The 21,631-nt window shown below is 40.9% G+C and carries 24 protein-coding genes and 1 pseudogene; 19 read left to right on the top strand and 6 right to left on the bottom strand.

Annotated elements, in window-relative coordinates:
• From ACE5CV_RS06505 to ACE5CV_RS06475, 7 genes and pseudogenes are all read left to right on the top strand, one after another.
• Window positions 1-228: pseudogene (locus ACE5CV_RS06505) on the top strand (TerB family tellurite resistance protein); the annotation flags it as partial.
• Window positions 229-234: 6 nt separating this feature from the next.
• Complete coding sequence (gene traJ / locus ACE5CV_RS06500) at window positions 235-1,416, top strand: conjugative transposon protein TraJ (RefSeq protein ID WP_374949359.1); 1,182 nt, start codon at window positions 235-237, stop codon at window positions 1,414-1,416.
• 2 nt (window positions 1,417-1,418) lie between these two features.
• The gene (gene traK, locus ACE5CV_RS06495) at window positions 1,419-2,042 is read left to right on the top strand and encodes a conjugative transposon protein TraK (protein WP_374949358.1); all 624 of its coding nucleotides are present in this window, start codon (window positions 1,419-1,421) and stop codon (window positions 2,040-2,042) included.
• Entirely contained in the window at window positions 2,039-2,263 is a 225-nt protein-coding gene (locus tag ACE5CV_RS06490) for a hypothetical protein (RefSeq protein WP_374949357.1), read from the top strand. The genes traK and ACE5CV_RS06490 overlap by 4 nt, the downstream gene beginning before the upstream one ends.
• A gap of 30 nt (window positions 2,264-2,293) precedes the next feature.
• Window positions 2,294-3,343, top strand: coding sequence for a conjugative transposon protein TraM (gene traM / locus ACE5CV_RS06485; RefSeq protein ID WP_374949356.1), 1,050 nt, complete (start codon window positions 2,294-2,296; stop codon window positions 3,341-3,343).
• A 3-nt stretch (window positions 3,344-3,346) separates the two neighbouring features.
• Entirely contained in the window at window positions 3,347-4,621 is a 1,275-nt protein-coding gene (locus ACE5CV_RS06480; protein WP_374949355.1) for a hypothetical protein, read from the top strand.
• Window positions 4,622-4,666: 45 nt separating this feature from the next.
• Window positions 4,667-4,846, top strand: coding sequence for a histone H1 (locus ACE5CV_RS06475; RefSeq protein WP_374949354.1), 180 nt, complete (start codon window positions 4,667-4,669; stop codon window positions 4,844-4,846).
• A gap of 67 nt (window positions 4,847-4,913) precedes the next feature.
• Here the strand turns inward: ACE5CV_RS06475 and ACE5CV_RS06470 are convergent, their stop codons facing one another.
• The 4 genes from ACE5CV_RS06470 to ACE5CV_RS06455 form a co-directional block, all read right to left on the bottom strand.
• Window positions 4,914-5,834, bottom strand: a complete 921-nt coding sequence (locus ACE5CV_RS06470) for a restriction endonuclease (protein ID WP_374949353.1) — start codon at window positions 5,832-5,834, stop codon at window positions 4,914-4,916.
• Window positions 5,835-5,838: 4 nt separating this feature from the next.
• Window positions 5,839-6,510 (bottom strand): hypothetical protein, encoded by a 672-nt coding sequence (locus tag ACE5CV_RS06465; RefSeq protein WP_374949352.1) that lies wholly within the window; start codon window positions 6,508-6,510, stop codon window positions 5,839-5,841.
• An 83-nt stretch (window positions 6,511-6,593) separates the two neighbouring features.
• Entirely contained in the window at window positions 6,594-7,505 is a 912-nt protein-coding gene (locus ACE5CV_RS06460) for a DUF2726 domain-containing protein (RefSeq protein ID WP_374949351.1), read from the bottom strand.
• Entirely contained in the window at window positions 7,502-9,055 is a 1,554-nt protein-coding gene (locus ACE5CV_RS06455) for an SIR2 family protein (RefSeq protein WP_374949350.1), read from the bottom strand. The genes ACE5CV_RS06460 and ACE5CV_RS06455 overlap by 4 nt, the downstream gene beginning before the upstream one ends.
• Before the next feature lie 412 nt (window positions 9,056-9,467).
• On the opposite strand from ACE5CV_RS06455, the gene ACE5CV_RS06450 reads away from it, so the two are divergent.
• The 8 genes from ACE5CV_RS06450 to ACE5CV_RS06415 all read left to right on the top strand — a co-directional run bounded on the left by ACE5CV_RS06450 (window position 9,468) and on the right by ACE5CV_RS06415 (window position 14,547).
• On the top strand, window positions 9,468-10,010 hold the full coding sequence (locus ACE5CV_RS06450) for a hypothetical protein (RefSeq protein ID WP_374949349.1): 543 nt from the start codon (window positions 9,468-9,470) through the stop codon (window positions 10,008-10,010).
• A gap of 54 nt (window positions 10,011-10,064) precedes the next feature.
• Entirely contained in the window at window positions 10,065-10,211 is a 147-nt protein-coding gene (locus tag ACE5CV_RS06445; protein ID WP_374949348.1) for a hypothetical protein, read from the top strand.
• On the top strand, window positions 10,208-10,690 hold the full coding sequence (locus ACE5CV_RS06440; protein ID WP_374949347.1) for a J domain-containing protein: 483 nt from the start codon (window positions 10,208-10,210) through the stop codon (window positions 10,688-10,690). Before ACE5CV_RS06445 ends, ACE5CV_RS06440 begins: the two co-directional genes overlap by 4 nt.
• 95 nt (window positions 10,691-10,785) lie before the next feature.
• On the top strand, window positions 10,786-11,169 hold the full coding sequence (locus tag ACE5CV_RS06435; RefSeq protein WP_374949346.1) for a hypothetical protein: 384 nt from the start codon (window positions 10,786-10,788) through the stop codon (window positions 11,167-11,169).
• Window positions 11,170-11,173: 4 nt separating this feature from the next.
• Complete coding sequence (locus tag ACE5CV_RS06430; protein WP_374949345.1) at window positions 11,174-11,323, top strand: hypothetical protein; 150 nt, start codon at window positions 11,174-11,176, stop codon at window positions 11,321-11,323.
• Window positions 11,324-11,524: 201 nt separating this feature from the next.
• Window positions 11,525-12,526 (top strand): hypothetical protein, encoded by a 1,002-nt coding sequence (locus ACE5CV_RS06425; protein WP_374949344.1) that lies wholly within the window; start codon window positions 11,525-11,527, stop codon window positions 12,524-12,526.
• 10 nt (window positions 12,527-12,536) lie between these two features.
• Window positions 12,537-13,670 (top strand): hypothetical protein, encoded by a 1,134-nt coding sequence (locus tag ACE5CV_RS06420; RefSeq protein WP_374949343.1) that lies wholly within the window; start codon window positions 12,537-12,539, stop codon window positions 13,668-13,670.
• Between the two features lie 151 nt (window positions 13,671-13,821).
• A complete protein-coding gene (locus ACE5CV_RS06415) occupies window positions 13,822-14,547 on the top strand; it encodes a restriction endonuclease (protein WP_374949342.1) in 726 nt (241 codons plus the stop codon).
• Window positions 14,548-14,642: 95 nt separating this feature from the next.
• Here the strand turns inward: ACE5CV_RS06415 and ACE5CV_RS06410 are convergent, their stop codons facing one another.
• A complete protein-coding gene (locus ACE5CV_RS06410; RefSeq protein ID WP_374949341.1) occupies window positions 14,643-15,545 on the bottom strand; it encodes a hypothetical protein in 903 nt (300 codons plus the stop codon).
• Window positions 15,546-15,902: 357 nt separating this feature from the next.
• Here ACE5CV_RS06410 and qatA point away from each other — a divergent pair, with 357 nt between their 5' ends.
• Genes qatA through qatD form a run of 4 tightly spaced genes read left to right on the top strand, consistent with a single transcriptional unit; the run spans window position 15,903 to window position 20,772 of the window.
• Window positions 15,903-17,765 carry a Qat anti-phage system ATPase QatA gene (qatA, locus tag ACE5CV_RS06405; RefSeq protein ID WP_374949340.1) on the top strand — a complete coding sequence of 621 codons (1,863 nt, stop codon included), beginning with the start codon at window positions 15,903-15,905 and terminating at the stop codon, window positions 17,763-17,765.
• A 5-nt stretch (window positions 17,766-17,770) separates the two neighbouring features.
• The gene (gene qatB / locus ACE5CV_RS06400; protein WP_374949339.1) at window positions 17,771-18,628 is read left to right on the top strand and encodes a Qat anti-phage system associated protein QatB; all 858 of its coding nucleotides are present in this window, start codon (window positions 17,771-17,773) and stop codon (window positions 18,626-18,628) included.
• 2 nt (window positions 18,629-18,630) lie between these two features.
• On the top strand, window positions 18,631-20,025 hold the full coding sequence (gene qatC / locus ACE5CV_RS06395) for a Qat anti-phage system QueC-like protein QatC (protein WP_374949338.1): 1,395 nt from the start codon (window positions 18,631-18,633) through the stop codon (window positions 20,023-20,025).
• Window positions 20,026-20,028: 3 nt separating this feature from the next.
• Entirely contained in the window at window positions 20,029-20,772 is a 744-nt protein-coding gene (qatD, locus tag ACE5CV_RS06390; protein WP_374949337.1) for a Qat anti-phage system TatD family nuclease QatD, read from the top strand.
• Window positions 20,773-21,087: 315 nt separating this feature from the next.
• On the opposite strand, the gene ACE5CV_RS06385 is transcribed toward qatD, so the two are convergent.
• Complete coding sequence (locus tag ACE5CV_RS06385) at window positions 21,088-21,594, bottom strand: cupin domain-containing protein (RefSeq protein WP_374949336.1); 507 nt, start codon at window positions 21,592-21,594, stop codon at window positions 21,088-21,090.
• Window positions 21,595-21,631: the final 37 nt, after the last annotated feature.

Genomic DNA, 21,631 nt, shown 5'->3' with positions numbered 1-21,631 from the left:
GATGAAAGTGTGCAGAACCTTGACAGGCTGCTGATGGTCGTTACCGCCAATAAGCTGCGCATGAGCGATGATGAACGTTTGCAGGCCATTGACCGCATTTATGAGGACACCATAGACAAGCTTACTTTCCTGCGCTCCTTTAACCGGGAAACAGGTATGCTCAGCTTCCAGCGGACGCGCGAAAAAGCGGAATTGAAAGGTATCGGCGATTATTTTAACAAAAACTAAAGGCTTATGAAGAAAACAATTTTATGGGGTGCTTTTACAGCACTCGCAGCCATGCTTTTGCCCGTACTTTCCTTTGCCCAAAGTGGCAACGGAATGGCGGGGAGCATTTCAGGCCTGCAGCCGGTACTGGACAATGTCTATAACGAAATGATACCGCTCTGTTCCAAACTAATCGGCGTAGCGCGGGGACTGGCTGGCTTTGGTGCCTTGTGGTATATTGCTTCCAGGGTCTGGCGGCATCTGGCCAATGCCGAGCCGGTAGACTTTTATCCCTTGCTGCGCCCCTTTGCTTTGGGGCTGGCGATCATGCTTTTTCCGATGGTCATATCCGTACTCAACGGGGTATTACAGCCCGTGGTTTCCGCTACCGGCGGGATGGTGCGAGAGAGTGATAAGGCGATTGCCGCATTATTGAAGCAGAAAGAAGAGGCCATCAAAAAAAGCACCCACTGGCAAATGTATGTCGGGGAAACCGGTAATGGCGATGAAAACAAGTGGTATCGCTATACCCATCCTAAAGACCCTGATCGAGAAAAAGAAGGCATGTTCGAGGGCGTTGGGAATGACATCAAGTTCTGGCTTGACCGTAATGCTTACAATTTCAAGAACTCGATCAAGCAGTGGATGAGCGAGGTCTTGCAGGTACTGTTTGCCGCTGCCGCCTTGTGTATCAATACCGTGCGAACCTTTTACCTGATCGTTCTGGCCATACTCGGCCCGCTGGTATTCGGCTTTGCAGTCTATGACGGCTTTCAGCATACCCTCACGGTCTGGCTGGCGCGTTACATCAATATTTTCATGTGGCTGCCGGTGGCCAATATCTTCGGTGCCATTTTGGGAAAGATCCAGGAGAATATGTTAAAAATAGACCTGAGCCAGATCGGTCAGTCCGGTGATACTTTCTTTTCGCCGACCGATGTGGGGTACCTGGTCTTTATGGTGATCGGTATTGTCGGCTATTTCACCGTACCGAACGTCGCCAATTATATTGTGCACGCCGGTGGCGGCAATGCCATGCTGCAAAAGGTCAATACGTTGGTTGTCGGCGGTGGTTCCACTGCGATGAATACCAGCATGGCCGCTGGTGGTATGGTAACCGATGCGATGGGCGATGTCTGGCGCAGGCTCAATTCAGATAAGGCAGGCGGCGATCAGAATGATTATTTAAAAGAAAAATTGAAAGGATAATTATGTTCACACAACTTAAAAACATTGACACCGCTTTCCAGCACATCAAAAGGTTCAGCCTTTTTTTGATCCTAGCCTGCGTAGTGATCTCCGGCTTTGCGGTCTATACGAGCTTTGATATGGTGAAATCCGTGCAGGGCAAGATCTACATTCTGGCCAATGGAAAAGCTTTGGAAGCGTTTTCTGCCGAACGGAAAGATAACGTGGCAGTGGAAGCGCGAGACCACATTAATATGTTCCATCACTGGTTCTTTACCCTTGACCCGGACGAAAAAGTGATACAGTCGAATATGGGCAAAGCGCTGAACCTGGCAGATGAAACCGCACGCAGGAATTACGAAAACCTGAAAGAGCAGGGCTATTACAATAATATCATTTCGGCGAATATTTCACAGGAGATTATGATCGACAGCATACAACTGGACATCAGCGAATACCCCTATCATTTCAGGTGCTTCGCCACGCAAAAGCTCATCCGCTCCAGTTCGGCGGTCAGCCGCAAGCTGGTCACCCAGGGTTGGCTTCGCAACGTCAGCCGCTCGGACAACAACCCGCACGGTTTTCTCATACAAAAATGGGAAACCCTGCTTAACCAGGATGTCGGCACTAACACCTCCGGCCAATGAAGCTATTTGCAAAAAACAGGGCGGAAAAGCTCACCGGCAGGCAGGAAGCCCTGGCAGGGCGCATAGCAGCACGCATCACCCGCACCCAGCGCCGCGCCGCGGACTGGCTTAACGGTAAAACCGCAGGACTGCCTGCTAAAACCTGGCTCTTGCTGCTTATCCTGTTCTGCTCCTGTTTCGGGGCATACTGCCTGTACCTGCTCATCGCAGCTTTTTATTAACCGTTTAGTTTACTTTAAATCCATTCATTTATGAAACAAAAAATAGAAACACGCAGGATGCTTTTGTTCCTGCCTTTACTGATCATCCCGCTTCTGTCTATTGCATTTTATGCTTTGGGTGGCGGCAGAACCCCTGAAAAAACGGGTGTTGTCACCGGTTCGGGTATCAATACCCAGCTGCCTGCTGCCAAATTTGGCACAGACACCCTCAGCGATAAAATGTCTCTCTATAACAAGAGCAAATCCGCTGACACCAGCGGCGAAGCGATCCGGTCGCTTGCGGGTAAATTTGGTTTTGACAGCACGGCCATTGATCCGCAGGCCAAAGCCATCGAAGAGCGGCTCGCCTCCCTGAACAAAGAAATGGCCAAACCAACAGCAGAAAACAAGGTCACCGTCCCTGTCAAAACGGGCGGTTACGAGGCGGGCATTACTAAGGACGTGGACAAACTGGAACTGCTGATGAAAAGCATGCAATCGGGTTCGGGTGAAGACCCGGAGATGAAACAGCTATCGGCCATGCTGCAAAGTATTCAGGAGATCCAAAACCCCGAACTGGCTAAACTTAAATACCGTTCCGATGAGCGGCCAGCCCCGAATGACAGTTTGTTTACCACCATCCCGGCAGCCATTGACGGTGACCAGAAAGCCGTTCAGGGCTCAGTGGTCAAACTGATCCTGCTGGACAGCGTAATCCTTAACGGGCAACTGTTCCCGAAAGGTCACAGCGTGTACGGACTGGCGGCATTCAGCAACCAGCGGCTGAACCTAGAGATCAAAAACGTCCGCTTGGGTAATTCTATTGTGCCTGTTAACCTCACGGTATTTGACAGGCGCGATGCCATGACGGGTATCAATGCACCGGAAGCGGTATTGACCGATGCGGTCAACGGCGGCGTGGTCGATGCGGCAAGCGGCATTGGTATTACGGGGTTTGACCTGACCACGCAGATCGCCGGGGCGGGCATCGATGCGGCTAAATCCTTACTCTCCAAAAAATTGAAGCGTATTAAACAGCCGCTTAAATCCGGTTACCCGGTTTTGCTGCGTGACAACACACGAAAACCAACTACCCGATAAACAATGGATCTGGAAACTGAGCATGCGCCGAAGATCATTCATATGCTGGAGCAAGCCCAAAGCAATGGCTTCCCATACGTAGTTTTTGAAATGCGACCAATGGAGCATCAGCTGCAACCCCATCAGGTCGACTTTTTCGAAACGCTGGACGAAGCCTTAGATGTCTGGGAAGCCAAAGCTGGCTATGGCTATTTGCCAGGAGGTGACGATCATCCAGTGTATTACAGGTCGACCGGGCAAATGCTTGCGGAGATCAAAGAAGCTAATCTATTAAACAATAATGGTATGAATAGAATGAATTTAGAAAATCTTCAGGGAGAAATGAAAGCCCTGAAGTTCAGCCCCGCGCTGATCCAACAAATGGAAAAGGAAATGGCCAAAGGCCTGCCAGCCTTCCAGTTATATACCCAATTGCCCGCTGATAAGGGACAACTTGATGTGACGCTCAACTTTCGCCAGTCGGGACAGAGCGACTATTATTATTTCAATCGCTATGACCTGGCACTTTCTAAAGCCAAGCCGCTGGAGGATGATAAAAAGTATATCATCATCAGTCCCAACCCCGAGAAAAAGGGCGAGAACCTGACCCGAAAGTTTGACAGTGTGTTGCAGGCCATTGATTATTTCAAGGCACAAAAACAGACCAGTGAGCTTGCAGTAGGTAAAAGTGTCGGCGATAAAATGACCCTGGCAACGATGGACAAAGGCAAAGTTGACTATGTGAACAAAGATTTCAGAACCACTTACTACAGCCCTGCGATCACCAATTCACAATATGTTAACCGTGGGAAAGGCTTTACGGTAGAACAGGCCGCCAATATGCTACAAGGGCGAGCAGTGTATCGTGATGATCTGGTCAACCGTGCCGGAGAGCAATACAAGGCCTGGAGTGTTAACCAGTTTGATGAACCTAAAGACAAGTACGGCAACTTTAAGGTAAAGCAATACAGTGAAGGCTATGGTTTTGATGTGGCTAAGGAACTGGATAGCTACAAGATCAAGGGGCTGGATAACGACAAGCTCCGCGAGGGGCTGATCCAGCAATTGCAAAATGGTAACCGCCCGGTCGTGACCGTTACAGGTGCCGATGGTCAGGAACAGAAGCTGCACCTCGAAGCAATGCCCAGGTACACCAACCTGAATTTCTACCAGGCGAACGGCAAGCCGGAAAAACGCGAGCAGTTCCTGAAAGAACCTTCCCAGGACTTAGGCAAAGGACAGCAGAACATCTTTGAGAAGAAGATGAGCCAACAAAAGCAGCAGGGCCTGTCTGTCTAACTATTAGAGATAATTAACCCAATACATCCATTTAAAACGATTATTATGAACGCATTTGAAAATTTAAAGGCATTTATTGCCGGAACAGAGAAAGACGCAAACGCCTTTTATCAAAAGGGAAACAAATCGGCCGGAAGGCGTTTACGCAAAGCCTATCAGCAGGTGAAAACATTGGCTCAGGCCGGACGCAATGAAGTGAGCAAGATCAAGAACAAAAAAAGTTAATAGCAAACTGAACCTAATTACTAAGGCCGCTAGGAAACTGGCGGCCTTTCGGTTATTTAAGTAAAAATTATCCCATTTTAATATTTGACAGCGCTAACTCTCCGATACCCGACGGGTGTTCCTGAATAGCAAAGTTTAAATTTGTAAAGACAGGCATATCGTTGGCATCAACTTCCACATATTCATCATTTAGGCCGATAATTGCCTCATTAAAAGTAAATTTTATTGGTAGTATTTCTCCGCTAACATGATTCACTACCTGCGTAAATTCATTGGGCTTTAGATATTTCAGAAAATTAGTTTTTTGGATGCTAAATTCAATATGAAAATTGGCCTGTGTCCAGACCTTTGAAAAGTAAATCTTGAGCTCAGGGTTGTCTAAGATCAATGGTTTGCCATTAAAAATATCCATTTTGTATTCAGGGAATAGCATATTAATATAGTTCGTCAGCTTTAAAACGGTACATCCATTGTCGAATGAAACGAACTTGAAATCGTTTATTGTAACTTTAATATCTGAATGATTTTTCGATACCAATTCTTCACTTGGCAATATAGAGCCAGTCATGTGCGCGGCAGTGATTTCGTGTTTCTCGTATACAAAAGGAATTTCTATATCTACCGTCCATTTAGGAGAATTGATGTCTTCTACGGTTAGCAATTCGATACCCAATGTCTTTGCATATTGGTGGATTGTTTTTGCAAAGCCCGAACTACAAATTAAAAAACCTTTTGAGGCGCCGACATCCTTAATAACAGCTGAAAATTCCCCTAAAATTTTCACATCAGCTGGTTTGTTATGATCCTTACATTGTACAAGATAAAGAAGCGGAACTCCCTCAAACTCGCCCGAAACTGACACATCTATCTCGCGTTTTATCCCACTTTGCTTTCCGAGGATCTTATCATTAACTTTTACGTCCATATCGACATAAAAATCTTTGAATTTTTGATATATAAATTGCTCGTATTCTGCACCTGCTTTCATAAGCTTAACTTTTAGTTGTTTTAGTATTTACTATAATAACATTCAAACGAAGTACTAAATCATCTTTAGTCACTGCTTTTTCATAAGTAATAACATCGTCCGGCAGGTTTGACAATTGAAATGCAGGATTTCCGTCACTATAAACTCCCGCACCAAAATTTATGATACTGCTTTGCCCAAGGTTTATGTCTATAACTAGGTCTTCAGTATCCGGTTTGATCGTATTGTCCCAAGCCAGTTTTTTTTCTCCCTCTACATCCAGATTAACAGCCACTGTTCCAAAATGATGACCTAAAGGCCGTTCTGTCCAGGGCTTTAACCTTTCTCCCATCATAAATGAATCAAGTGGGTCATCAAGGTTTTTATCCCGTCTGACAATCTCGTCGGCTTTGTTAAAGTTGGGGCTGTCTGCTTTTTTTCGGGTCGCTATATGGTTGAAGTAGGTTTTTCTATCCACATACACCTGCTCCTTTATGTCAAAGTATTTGATCGAAAAGTGGTAATCACCTGTTTCGACATAGATAAAATGGCTATGAAATTTGGTGCCCTCCGGGATCATGGACTCTAAAATATCAAATAGCAAATATTCGCCGATGACACTCCAGTGCTGGCTTTTGTAAAACCCGACCCGAAATATCTCTGCATACAAGCCATCTTTCTTTACCAGCAATCGCATTTTTAAAGATACGGATTAATACAATTGGCTATATAACGCCCATTTGCGGTTCCGTCTGCAAAGGAAATTTCAAGATAAGCGGGTTAATGTTTAACCCAATCCGCTTTTTCGCTGGCCTCTGCCCAATTTTTCCATTCAAAACCTAGGTGTTTCTTTGTTTTCATTGCAAGACAATACTCACCTATAGTATTTAAGAGAAATACCGGGTCATGTGTGAACGCACCGGCCTGTCTAATACTAACATTCACTGATAACAGTCGTTTAGTATACATAACCCCATCAACGGTATTTATACCGGAGTCAAGGTGAAACGTTTCGGTAAGGTTACCATTATCATCAGGTTTTGTGAAATAAAATTGGGTACCCCAGCGGGGGAATTTTTTAGTTACCTCGAGAATTTTACGTTTAATCGGATTAGCCAGTTCACTCATCATTTCTATCTCGATCATCGTAGTATCTACAGATTCCTGACCGCCATAATTATATGCCTCGCTAAGCATATCAACATATTTCCCGTAATTTTTAGCATGATCATTTTTTTCTATCGCATCGGCAATAATTACATCCAATATATTGATCATCTGTTCGCTTTCTTCCAATACCCAGCATTCTTGATACGATACAACAATCGCTGGAATATTAAAGTCGCGGCATGCCTGAAGTTTAGTATTCATTTTCAGCTCCCGGTGTGGGTCAATTTGAACCACCCTCTGTGTAAAATATTCCGCTTCTCTTGAGAAACCACCGGACAAACCATCAAATTCAATCACAAGCAATGGTGCATGTGTTTGAATATCACAGATTACAAAATCAAAACTGGTTTTTAAAAGAAATTCTTTTGCACCCGGCTTCATTTCTGACTTCATAATTTCGTCGTATCCGAAAACATTCTTTGGGGGTAATTGCGGAAACACGTCCAAATACTTGCTCCAATAGGTTTTTAGCCGCTTAAACAGCTTCTCTTCCTCTTTGCTATCGAAAACAGACTTCCTCATGTCGCACTCGGTTTATGCTTTAGAATATCATACAGACACATGGCTTTACGATAATCCGTTGTCTTTCCATATTTCTGAAGATTTTCGAGTAGAAAGGTTTTGAAATCTTCAAGATCAATTTTGTTATGATCCAACAAATGAACGTAGAGCAGGACATGCCAAGCGTCTTTTTTTGAGACGAGCTCGCTGAAAGACTGTAGTTTATTCACATCTGGCTTGTGTGCGACATAATTTGGCGCCGGAAGAAGTTTAGTGAAGGTGATTCTTTTAAGCTTACTGATCAACCTCGTGTCAAAACCGGTATAAACAGTTCTTATTTGATCAATAGTCCCAATGCCTTTTACAGTAAGATACTTATACACTGGAATATATTGAGCACTTTTAAATACAGTTGGATAAGTGAGCGTTAGCAGCTTATCTATATCAAACGCTATATTTTCATCCAATATATCTTTAAAAATATCTTCAGGTGAAACACTACGGTACCCGTATTCAAACATTTCAGCAGCGCCTACTCCGAAAACCGCTTGTATTTTGTCAAGTGTGCTATCGTCAACATCGGTGATATTACCAACGTAAATTTTATTGTTTGGCCTATTAGTAACCACGAAATCATAAAGCATATGCTTCAAGCGAACAAGGACTTTTGTCGGAATCGCCTGATCCAATTCTTGTAAAACCTCATAAATTGGAGAATAATCATTTGCCTTAATGTGCTTTATGGGAAGAAAACGTCCATCCCCAATGCTTAATGTCCCGTCCATAAAACTGGCAGTTGCCGCTAACTTATCGTATTCAATAAAAATCAATCGATCTTTGAATTTTTCATAGTCACTTACTCTGATTGTTTTAAAAATTGAATTAATGATCTGCAATATATTTGGATCAGAAAGCGAATAGCCGACAAAAATTATCGGATGTTCAACAAAAATTGTCAACAGTTTAGCTGCTAAATAAGCGTTACGGACATGGTAGTCGTCATAGTCCCGCTTGGTTAAAACCATTGTGTCCGGTCTGGTTATACTCCCATGGATTTTAAACAGTTCACCAAAATTTAACGCCTCCGCAAACATCATTTCCTGACCTATATAACATTTGAAATCGGGAAACATTTCTTCAAGCAGAGTGTCCCAATTGGTCGTAATTACCCCAGCAATCTTAGCTTTTTTTAAGATCTCGATTTCGTCGGATATACCGGCCTGCTTTTGTTTCCCTTGAATATAGTCTGCGATAAAATGCTTAAATGGTGTGTCTTTATCACCAGCTTTCAAAATAGGATCTGTTATGTAAGGGTATAGTGTTCGGTAGTCACTATCATAAAATTTTGTATAAAAGGCCTCAGCAAGCAAACTACCCAATACAGGATAATCTTTTCCACATTCAGTGAGATAATAGGTGAATGGCCTGGGAAATGTAGCCAAAACTGTTACGGCTTCTAACAAGTCTTCCCAGCTTTCCATGCCGATGTACCTTTTGGAAAACCCTGAGCCAACGAACAGGTAGGGCAAGTTTCCAATGTCTTTTAAATGTTTTGATAAGAGGTCTTTCATTTCAAAATTGTGATTTATAAAAATAGCATTTTTAACACATATTATCTCACATCTCTAAAGACATCAGCCGCTTCGCTCCATACTTCCGCTCAGCCACTTGCTCTGCAAGAGCGGCTTCCGTACCTACAGCCGCACTTGCTGCTTTTGCTCAAGTTCTGGCAAATATTGATTAGGGTCATTTTAGGCTGTTTGCGCAACAAATTTCTGATCCGCAGTGCTGTCAGCCAAGGCCAGGCCCTACGGGTTTTAGAAAAAAAATCTCCACACCTCCGCTACGCTCCGGGTAGTATTTTTATTCCAAAAGCCTTGTCTGCCAACCCTGCTAAATCAGGTGAGGGTGCTTAACAAAAAGCCAGAAATGGCTCCTGCCGAAAGGTAGTACGCAGGTTTTAAACACTTAATTTTTAGTAACATGGAAACTAAAGCAAAAAACAACGGACAAGCAAATGTAAACACCGTTAAAGCTGACAAAACCCCACAATTCGTTGCGGGAAACCCTGTAAATGCTGTATCTAAGGCGGACGAAGCCAAGCCACAGGAACAGCCAAAACCCGAAGAAACAAAACCACAAGGGGAAGCATCCAAAGCAGAAGCGCAACCAAAGGCAGAACCAACAAAAAAGGAGATCAAGGCGGCTTTTGCCGAAGAAAAGCCCGCTTTGAATTTAGAGCAGACCTTAAAGAAAATTAAGGATTTAAGCAGGTTATCTAATCAGCGTGAAAAACTGCTTTCCACCATTGAGGATTTAGACGCTTTTGAGGTGAAACAATTGGATGATGCAGAGGAAACCAACCTCAACCACTTCCAACGGTGTGAACTGAAAATTACTGATGATAACGGTAATACGTTCAGCACTAAAAACCCTTTCATCATTAATGAGGTGGCTACCAACATTAAGGCACTTTGTGAGGGTAAGTTATCCGAGGTAGAGGCGCAAATTTCTTTAACGCTTTAATCTTAATGCCTCCCGATTATCCATCGGGAGGCTATTTATTTACCAAAATTTGAAATGATGGAACAGGCATTTATTGAACACCTCGATCAAATTTATTTCGAGGGCTACGGGGAGCAGTTCAAAGAGGATAACCCCGATACTTTCTACAGGCAATTAGCCGATTTTTCAGAAATCTACAGTACTTCAAAAATACGCTTATGAAATGGTTTACTGATTGCGGAACGCTTGACGAGGTAAAGGCGACCTATAAAAAACTCGCTAAAAAATATCACCCTGACCTGGGCGGTGACACAGTTACCATGCAAGAAATCAATAAAGAGTATGCGTTTGCCAGTGCCAAAGCCATTAAAGGGGCAAACCTGTCAGAAGAAGAAACCGAGCATGAAATATTATCATCCGAAGCCTACCGCAAGGCGATAGAGGCTATTATTCATTTGGACGGCATCACTATTGAACTGGTAGGCTGGTGGATTTGGGTAACAGGTTTGACACGGCCGGTCAAGGACACGCTAAAGCAGGCGGGTTTTTTCTTTGCTTCTAAAAAACTGGCTTGGTACTTCCGTACCGCTGAATACAAGGTCAACAAGGGCGGTAAAAAGTCATTGGACGAGATAAGGGAGAAATACGGTAGCGAGGTATTAAATAACAATAGACCAAACCGCCATTATTTGAAACATTAATCTAAACGGAGGCGCAACCGTATAAAGTGCGCACTTTTAATATGAAAACCTTAAATGTAAATAGTGCCAAAATATTCTGTTTGCTTTTAGCAAAAATGAACAGCAAACAGCACCTAAAAATTGAGAACGAGCCTTTTATGCCGTTGACCATAGAACATATTGGCGATGCCTACAATAGTGAAGCAAAACTTTACAGCCTTTGCCATTATTATGTACAGCTTGGCGAACTGATGCAAGATCCAGAAGTTTGTTTTATTGTTGTAGATGGCAGAGGCGATGAAACCGAAACCTACGAAAAAGTGCAAATAACACCATATTCATTTCGACAGGCTAACATAGGTATTGATGATGAAAGCATCATTTTCAATGAAAACGACGGCATTGTGAAAAATTGTGACGATGATATGCAGCACGAACAGGCAGAATTTGCCGAGCAATGGTTAACTAACATTTGGCAACAGGGATTTTTAATAAGTTAATGTTATGAGTTTTATAGTCATTGAAACATTAGGCGGTGCGGAGTACGCCGCCATTGTCACCGATCAGGATGGTAACAATATGGTTTTCGATACATACGAGGACGCAGCAACGGAAGCCGGCGATTGCCAGCAAGGGTTTATAGTAGAATTTTAAGTTGCTTGCATTGTTATGCCCTGCAAAGGAGTTGCCCAAATTCCGGGCGGCCCCTTGCGGGGCATAAATATTTTATGAGGTTTTGCCATACAATTCACGAGGTGCATAACCCCTCCCTTGTGGAAAACTAACATTTATAGCAAAGTAAAATAACTACGATATTTATATTATATATTTATTTGATAAGGAGGTAATTGTAAGATGGAATTTCCAGCTATGATAAATCACTTTGGGGAGGTGTCCAAAGATTTCCCACTTACTTGGGTCAATAAAAACGTTAGAACTTTAGAAAAGAAATTGGATGTTGTAAAGAACTTATTAACCCAATCTGTCGACGATGTGCGTTTTAACGAAGCGATAAATTCAATTTATTTCATGATTGATAAATTGCCGTTGATGATTATGCGATTAGATGCAGGTGCACCAATTTTTCGGGCGCGACCTAATTATGGCAAACTATTCACCGAGCAACAAGAGATATCTTATAATATTGCTCACGCAGACCGAATTTCGGCAGGTCGTTTCAATCGACCTTTAGAACCGCTTTTTTATGGTTCGCTTAGGGTAGAGAACCCCAAAATCGATCCGGTTCTACACTGTTGCCTTGAGGCATGTAAAGAACTGAATGATGAAATCAATCCACCTGTTGTTCAGGATCTAACGATAGGCTGTTGGGTAAATCAGGACGTGCTTCCTGTCGTCAATCTTTGTTTTGACGACAAGCACCTGGCTGGAAATGAACATTTGCGCAAAGCTGCCGATTCGTTTATTGCCGAAGCAGATAAATTCTTTTCACCGGTAGCAAGTGCTTTTCTTTTAAAATTCATGAGGTTCTTTTCAGAATTAGCCAGTTCCGTGAAAGAGAACGAAAATTGCTACTATATCCTAAATGCGTATATCTACGCAATACGATACTACTATGCCAACATGTTGAATACCGCGATACCTGGTATAGTTTATCCAAGTGCCATGACTAACACACACGGGTTAAACATCGTCTTGGTTCCACAGGCAGTTGATTATTTTTTGGAACTGAAACAAGTATTTATGCAACGGTTTTTTCTGGTGAAAGGGACAAAGAATTATATCAGCGACCCTTGCAGCAATTTAGCCAGAGTTACAGCTCATAAGTTTAAGTTTACCAATGTCAGACCCTATGTACAGGCCGGAAAGGTGGTAGATTATAGTTTATATCATAATTAAATAACTTACAATGGTCTTTGATACTGACGTCGTTTTAACAGCGGACGCGAAGCAGGTACAGGAAACTTCTTTTAAATTTCTTGAGAGATCGTCTTGGAACCGATGTGCAATGGTAAGAGGACTTGTTTCCTCCTGGTTAGCTGAAATGGATTATGATGCGGAGTTTATCAGCCAAATAAAGTCGAAGAACGATAAGCAGCACTATGCCGCTCTCTTTGAGTTGGTTGTTTATAATTTTCTTAAACGTCAAGGGTTTGGCGTATCAAAGCACCCCGAACTTCTGAAGTCAACCACCCCGGATTTTTCGATGAAAGTTGATACCGAAGGCTACTTTTTGGAATGCACTTTATCCGGTAACTCTTTTGAAACCATTGAGGAAGAGCGGCGAAAGGGTGCAGTTGAAGACATTATCAGGCAAATTCATTATTACCCTTACTTCATAAACCTTGATTTTAAATCAATAGCTAAGACCAGTGTTTCAGCAAGAAAGATTAGAAAGTTTATTGATCTTGTAAAAGATAATAGCGAAGGGTTTAGCAATGAAGAACTATTTTATAGACGGTATTTATACGAAGATGGCGGATGGAAAATTGAGATCAGCTTATTACGGAAATCACACGACGGAATAAAAACCAGCCTCGGCGTTATCGAAAATGATGCGAAAGTAATTGATAGTAAAAAGGCGATATTATCAGCGCTAAATGATAAAAAGCCATCAAAATATGGCATCACTGATGCGCCTTACATCATCTGTATCTGCAATAATGATATGTTTTTTAAGGAGGATGAGATGTACAGTGTCTTATTTGGCACCGATAATGGAACTTACATCAATTTATCTTACCCGGAAAGCAGCGGATTTTTTTATCATCGCAGTCCAATAAATACTACAGTTTCCGCAATCTTGTTCTTTAAAAACACTGATGTACTTACTTTAGGTGGTGCAAAATGGAGTGTCTGGCATAATCCGTTTGCCAAAAATCCTATCGCATACAGTTTGTTCCCAGTTGATGAATATTATTTTGAGATAATTGGCGAAAACCTAATTAAAAAACAAATAATAAAAGAGGCTAACGTTTTTAGTCTTTTAGATATTGATGAGATACGTTACAATACAGATCCTAAAAGTACCGACGAGTCTTAGGTGATTAATAGAATGATATGTCCGAAAAAAATGAGCTTGACTGGAAAGAATATGAAGCAATAACCCAATACATCTATTGCGCGCTTGGAGCCCGGTATGGAATTAAGGTCAAAGGTTATGGACGCACTTGTAAAATTAAAGGGAAATCGGTGTGCAACATCAGATAGACGTGCTGACCGAACAGTTCGATGGTGAAAGACAATTGCTCACAGCAATAGAATGCAAATACGCCAGGAAAAAAGTAGATAAGGAAATCGTAATGAAGCTTTCCCAAACTATGCAGGATTCAGGTATAACTAGTGGTATTATCGTCTGTAAAGCGGGATTTACCAGGGACGCAGTAACCTTTGCAGAACACCAGGGAATAAAACTTGCCGAATTGAGAGTAGCCAACGAGAATGACGAACACTACAACAAAACAGTAGAGATCGGTACCCTCGATATAAATATGCCAATTATGGTTTCGCGTGCAAACGTCACCGGTATTGACTTCGGAAATTGCACAATAACTATTCGGGATCAAAATGATTATTTGTACATGTATTATACCCACCTGCGCCATGCTAATGGAAAATCAGTTCCTTTTGACAGCTACCTGAAAGCTTTTGCAGAGGAAGTACATAATCGTGGAGAGTTGTTAAAAACCATTACTAAAGATTTTCCTCTCAGTGACAAACTATTCTGGAAACTGCCGGATAAAGAAATCGCTGTCGAAAAGATAGCCATCACTGGATTTTTTGCGAAGATCGATATGAGCACCAAAAAATCTTTGTTATTGACCGATCAAGTATGGCTTATTATGAAAGACCTATTTGACAAAAGAAATCTTACCCTCTCAAAGAGTGGATTAATATGGAACCTACCTTCCGATAATTAAGTCGATTTTCCATTTCAACATGGAATATAAATTCAGATGTTTGATTGGAATCCGAAAGGCAAAAAATGAACTATAAACGTTGTGTTGTCTGCCTTTTAGTATAGTTTGCCTCCTGGAAGATAATCAGCTTCAACATAATCAGCGTATTTGAAATCCATATTTCCTTTACCTAAATCAGTTGCAATTTTGATGCAGTCAATAGGTAAATCTTTCCCGTCCTTTCTTTCAAATTTAAAGACTGCTACGCTTTCTAATTTTAAGTATTTATCCACTAATTCCGGCAATAGGGCTACATTTTGACCACTATATATTGATTGAACGCTTGGGTAGGTGATGCCTTTGAAGGCTGTCCTGTCCCAGATATAGTTAGCATAGGCAGATGAAATTTTATACTTGTAAGACTGGTTGTCTCCTACGTCTTTCCGGGCAAATTCCTCACTAAAAAACTCTCCCTGTTCATAGCAAAACTTTCTTATTTCATCGTTTGGTAGTTTGCTCATTTGATTGGTAACTGATGTTCTTGCATATTCGCTATTTTCTTGTGCGTCTTTGCTAAATATCATTTCCACCACCTCTATTTCAGCCATAATTCTCCAACGGCTCATCGTAAATAGTTCGGTTATATTATCTGGCAGCAATTCAGGCTTCTTGAATAATTTTGTAGTTTCAAAATAGGCTACAACACGAGGTTGTCGAATTTCCGGAGATTCTATAGCTCCATAAAAAACAGCTTGCTTTTCAGCGTTTGACCTGCCCAAGCCAACATGATTTTTTAAAACTTCTGGATCATGTATATAACTAACGTCGTGTTCTGTGGTAAAGAGCTTTTCCCCTTCATTGATCCGTACACGATCTATGTAATGACCTTTATGCAATAAAGCAGTAGGAACATACTTATCTGGAACTTGCCTGATACTATGATATACATGACCGTAGGTGACAGTATCAAGATTATGCTTTATGCTATCTAAGTATGCTAATTGTGGACTCATCTTCATTGATATTTACCGATGAAGTTAGAAACATATCTGACAAAAGTTTTATTGATGAAAAAAATCAATTTTAAAAATGCTAAAGCACAATACGGGAATCCGTAACGTATAATGAATTGATGAATGTAAATTTGAGAAAACTATTTGATAACAGTTGACGGAATTAGATGAAAATGATCTGGTAAAAGACAATTTCGTTTAAGGTTGTAACCCTTTTGATATCGATTTGAGGTGACATTTTAAGTTTAGCTATAGTAAATAACGTAAATCGGAGAATTCTAAATTACCTGACCTCTCTGGAAGCAATAATTTTGAGTAATACCATGTGATTATATTATATTCGTATTCTTATAAACCTGTTACATGTGGAATGACAAAGAAACCGACCTTGACCTATTAGGGCATAGTCGTATAGCCCAAACTATCATCAGTATAATGGATGAACAGGAGTTGCGTCCTCTCACAATTGGTGTTTACGGACATTGGGGCATAGGAAAGTCTTCGGTTTTGTCACTTGTTAAGCAAGAACTCAAAGATGATCCTGAAACGCACACAATCATATTTAATGGCTGGCTATTTCAAGGATATGAAGATACGAAGTCCGCACTAATGGAATCGGTCGTAGGGGAACTTATGCGTCTACAACCTACAAATTTAAAGCTTCTTAAATTAGGAAAATCACTACTCAAAAGGATTAATTGGTTAAAAGTCGCAAAAACTGCCGGTAGCCTCGCTTTAACAACAATGACGGGTTTGCCTAGTGGTGCACTTCTCGGTGTCCCTGGAATGATAAGGCAAGCAAAAGATTTATTTAGTGGTAAAGAAGAAGACACTACTACGGTAAAATTAGAGCAAGAGGATGAAGGAGAATCATATCTCAAGGAGGCTGAGGAAACGGTGCCCGGGCAGATTCATGCTTTTCGAGAAGAGTTACGAGAATTAATCGAAAGTTCGAAAATAACCAGACTTGTCGTCCTTGTTGATGAATTAGACCGATGCCTACCTACAGCTGTCATTGACATATTAGAAGCGATCAGATTATTTTTATTTGTTGAAGGAACAGTGTTTGTTTTAGCTGCGGATGAACAAATGATTGAATATGCAGTTCGCAGGCATTTTCCTGACCTGCCAGTCGCTCAAAGTGAATACACTAAACACTACTTGGAGAAATTGGTACAAGTTCCTATCCGCGTTCCATCTTTAAATCAATTACAAACAAAAAATTACGTTAGGTTTCTGCTATTGCAGTATGAGCTAAAAAACGACAAAATCAAGTTGAAGGAAATCAGCGAAGCTTTCGAGATTTCAAAAACAATCCCATATGAAAACGTTGATATCAGCTATGAATTTATTAGTAAACAACTTCGCGAAGAAAATGAAGAATTAAAAAAGGCAATGATTGTCGCAGAACAATTAGGAGCTGTTCTTGCACATGAACTGAGAGGTAACCCGAGAAATATCAAACGATTCTTGAACACGATTTTTTTCCGTCTAAGGGTAGCTGAAATTTACAAGATTACAAATAAAGTTCATCTTGATGTGCTAGCCAAACTGATGTTGTTAGAAAGATTTCATACACCAGAATTCGAGCAATTGATTGATGAAATCAGTAGTGCTTTAGACGGCAAGTCAGATTTTATCACTGACCTGGAAAAAAATACTGCGAAGGATTCCAAATCACCCAAGACGAAGGCCAAAGACGAAAATAAAGAATTATCACATTGGGCTAAATTAAGTCCTTCATTAAAGGATGTAGATTTAAAACCTTATTTGTTTATATCCAGTGAAAGAGCGATTAGTTTCGAATCTTCTGAAGAAATCCCGCCAATACTAAAACCACTCTTCGAAGCTTTGGCATCTGGGAATAAAATGTCAATCGCTGGATTAACCGATGAAATAAAAGCATTATCTCCCGAACAGTTAGTCTTCCTTTATGATAATTTGGTCAAAAGCGCTCAAGGGACTAGTGATTGGGGAAGTATGCCAAACCCATTCGTCGGGATTATGACGCTAATAAATTATTCTAGCATATTAGAGCAAAAGCTTATTCTTTTGATTGATAATGTTCCTACAAAAAACTTAAAAACTTGGATGTTGGCTAATCTTACAGGAGTTAAAAGCCAAGAGGCAATCAAGTTAAAAAGCGCATTATTTTCAAAAGTTTCATTAAGCACAGAGGCGGAAAAAAATGTGAGAACATTGGCCGGAACCTTATTAAACCAATAATATATATGGGAACTTCAACTAACCGAAATCGACTAAACCCCAATATTCCACTAATACCAGATTGGATACCGGATGAACCCTTACCGGACGATGAAGATGGGAATGAAGAAACTGAGGAAGGTAATGAAGAAACTGATAGTCCAGAAAATGAAGATGCCCCGCAAGAAGAACAACAGGTTGTAATTGAAGATACAAGTAATCGATTTTACCAAAGTCAACGTGCATTCAAAAGGGCGATAAATTCTACATCAGATCGCAAAGGTGCATTAACGCGGGTCGTTAAGAACTACGTTTCAAAGGCAGGCGGTGGTTCGGGCAATATGACTAAGCGTATGAGGAGGTCATCTTCAGCTATTGCTCGTTTTGGAGGTTTCTTAAATGACATCCAAAAAAATGGGCTGGACCAGGCGTTAAAAGGAATTCAATTAGACCAATTAATAAATAAATCAGCGGTCGAAATATTGGGTGCCTTAATGGACCTGGTTTGTGGTGTGGGAGCATTACTAGATGATGCCATCACTAAGCAAGCTTATGCACAAACCATCGTGCGCTTAGATGAGGAAAACCCTGGTTTAGACATTAAATCTTTAAACGAGCCACAGCTTTGCCAGATGATGGCTACTTTCTTGGAAGAGACTATTGTTTATCGATTGATTAGTGATATTGGCAGGTCATTAACTGTAGCGACATTCAATGTAGAAGAGTCAAGGCAGATTGAGGAAACGTTATATCAAATTGTCAACGGACTTGTCAATGCTACCATTCTACCAAAACTACACGAAGCTGTAAAAGATGTCAAAAGTTTAGAAAAGGAGATGGACAAGATTTATCAAATTGCTTTCAAATCAATTATTAATTCTTAACTATGAACACATCAATTATAGGATTAGAGGTATTATTAGGACAAGAAGATCCTGGAGCTGACCAAAATCTAAAAGAGACTTGTAAGGCTTGCTATACCTATCACATAAACAAATTAGCAAATCAAAATAACCGGATTAGGTACGAACAATTGTATAAAGCTCTAAGGGCACTGCAATTGTTTCCGTCAAATCTTGCGGAAGATCTTTTTTTAATTGCGTGCGCTGTTTATGCCGCTGATATTAGAATTAACCGTTATCAACATGCTCAAGATAGTTGGACAAGACAAATCAAGTTATTTATACCGGTCAGCGATATAAGCAAGTGGGAGTCTTTAACAGATACGTTGACTTCTATATTGGGCTTTCTGACGGGCGATATTTGGCATTTCGATTTTCGATCACGCGTTAATCAAAACTTGCTTTTTTCGAATTCAAAAAGCAAAAGATATAAAGGGCTATCGTACAAAACTGATACCGTATGTTTGTTTTCCGGAGGTATGGATAGTTTTATTGGAGCCTTCGATTTATTAAAAGCGGGAACTGAACCGCTGTTGGTCGGGCATTCAAAAAGTGCTGATGTATCTTATTTCAGAAATTCAGCTTACAATGAACTTAAACAAAAATATGAGGACAATAATCTAACTCTGGTACAAGCTTATGTAAGTGTTGACAAGCAAAAAAATATCACCAGCAGAGAAGACACCGAAAGAGGTAGGTCATTCTTATTCTTGACTCTCGGGGTTTTATGTGCATCCTGCTTGACTGTAGAAGATGGAGGCAAGAGGAAGCTTATTGTACCAGAAAATGGAATGATTAGTTTAAACATTGCTTTGACACCATTGAGATTAGGTGCATACAGCACACGAACCACCCATCCTCATTTATTAAATTTATTTCAAAGTCTTGTTGATGGATTAAAGCTGGATGTGCAAATTGTCAATCCTTATGAGTTAAAAACCAAAGGACAAATGCTTGTTGACACAGAAGATGCGACATTTATCGCAAACGCAGATACAATGTCTTGCAGTAGGCCTGCTACGCGAAATGCACATCTTGAAGGCAAGGGATTTAAGCATTGCGGACGATGTGTTCCTTGTATTATCAGAAGGGCGGCATTAAAGCGAGCGGGCGTTGCTGATTCTCAAGGAGACTTATCCAACGAAAAAAAATATAGATTTGATATACTTACTGAACCCGTAAGTGCTTCGAACATCAAGGGCGAAAACATAATGGCTTTTAAATATTTCATTAATCAATCGGATAAGCACAAGAGTTATGTGGACTCTATGATCCGCGTGACCGGACCTTTAGAGAATGTTAAGGAGTACCTAGATATGTATAAAGAAAGTATTAAAGAGGTCAGGAGCTTGATTGACCCAATTAAAGTTACAAGTTAGTGCATGGTGTCTTATGTTGATACGCACTGCCATCTTGATCTCTTTGCAGATATTAGAAACTCTGTTAGTGTCGAGGATGAGACATCGATTAAAACGATCACGGTTACCAATGCTCCTTTTTTATGGAAGCACAATAACTTATTATTTAAAGATTGCCGCAACATTAGACCGGCACTTGGTTTTCACCCTGAATTAGCTGCAAAGCGTATCAATGAACTGGATCTTTTCAAAACATTGAGTAAAGACATAAAATATATAGGCGAGATTGGTTTAGATGGATCTATTATACATAAAGAAACAAAAGTTGAACAGTTAAAAGTCTTTCAAACGATTTTAAGTTTCCTTAAACCCTTAGACAAAAAAATATTAACCATACACAGTAGGAATGCTGCCGAACGGACAATAGCTGAACTTAGTACAACGCTTAAGAATACAGAGCACAAGGTAATATTGCACTGGTTTACTGGATCTATTAACGAACTCAATTTAGCTTTAAAGGAAGGCTTCTTTTTTTCAGTAAACCACAAAATGCTGTATTCTAAGAGAGCAATTGATATTTTAAATAATATACCCAAAGAAAGAATACTGACTGAGACAGATGCTCCATTTACCTTCGATGAGAGGGTTATGACCAGGCAAAAATCCTTGGATTTGACAATTGATGGTCTTGCAGGGCTTTGGAAAATGTCTTATCAAGATACTAAAGATAAGATATATCTTAATTTTAAAGACCTTCTAATTAAATAGTTTCTTTAATCTTCCGACACTTATCTTCGCCCAGCCAACCGCGATTGGTAAGTTGTCATTTAAACAAGCCACCATCCGCTCTAATAGAGTACAAAAAACGATGTCATAAAAATCCTTTCACCTTGTCTATCAGTGAGTTTTTGATATTGTTTTGATTAATAATTGCAAATCACTTGTGAAATGTTCCGAAATTCGTACTTTTGGGAGTACAAAAGCCCATGCATGTCCGCATTGGGCTTTTTTGTTGATCGTCTTTGACCAACGCAAGGGTCAATTGGGTTTATTGTAATAACTCATCCCCCTTTAATCTCATTGTTACAAGTTTTCAAAATAATTCGGCGGGAAAAACTCCTGGTGATATTTGATTCCCAATTCTTTAATTTTCGCGGCGAATTCTTCCGTCATTACCGGCGGCGGTAGAAATGTTCCCTGCACCGTAGGCTGGCCAAATTCAATAAACATATCATCCATACCTGCCGGTGTAACTGTGCAAATTAAATGGGCCAGGTTATCCGATTTGTTTTTGAACTGATGCACTATCCCGCCTAAAGGGATATCTACATAATCGCCCTTTTTAGCAGTGTGCGTTGCATCGCCGGCTTTCACCTCTATCTCACCCTCAACAACGTAAAACGACTCGTTAACATCTTTGTGCGCATGTGGCCCCGGCCCGCCGTTTGCCGGAACCAGCATCTCGATCACGGCGAAAGCACCATTGGTTTGCTTTCCGCTGATCAGCACGCGGTAATTACCGCCCATAACCGAGTAGACCTGACCATCTCCTGCTGCAGATAGAATAGCTTTATTGTTTGAATTTTCCATTATATTTGATTGTACATACAAAAGCACCTATAGTTAC

This window comes from Mucilaginibacter sp. (genome assembly GCF_964263795.1).
Lineage (GTDB): Bacteria > Bacteroidota > Bacteroidia > Sphingobacteriales > Sphingobacteriaceae > Mucilaginibacter.
Note: the sequence above shows the minus strand (reverse complement) of the source record. Positions and strands in the feature narration are given on the sequence as shown.